The following is a 282-nucleotide window of genomic DNA, read 5'->3' on the forward strand; positions in this document are numbered from 1 at the left end:
CGCGGATTGCCGCCGGCAAAGCCGGCAATACCGGCATGCGCCTTGAGGCAGGCCTCCTGCACGACATCCTCGGCGTCCGCCGCGTTGCCGGTCAACCAGCGGGCGAGCGACAGCGCGTCGCCGAGATGCGGCAGCACCACCTCGGCAAAACGCGCAGCCAGCACCTTTTCGCTCAACACCGTTCCACCGTCAGGCGCTCCCGCCAGGGCTTTGCGGCCGCCTTCAGCGGACGGCGGCGGTCCGTCCCTGCTCGTGCGGGTGAAGATCGCGATTGCAGGCGAA

General features: G+C 69.5%; 1 protein-coding gene. It reads right to left on the reverse strand.

Annotated features, from left to right (window positions below):
- Positions 1-176 (reverse strand): sigma factor (locus EN850_RS35935; RefSeq protein ID WP_281407323.1); only part of this gene is annotated, 176 nt, incomplete at its 3' end.
- Positions 177-282: the final 106 nt, after the last annotated feature.

Source organism: Mesorhizobium sp. M8A.F.Ca.ET.207.01.1.1, from assembly GCF_004794715.1.
GTDB lineage: Bacteria > Pseudomonadota > Alphaproteobacteria > Rhizobiales > Rhizobiaceae > Mesorhizobium.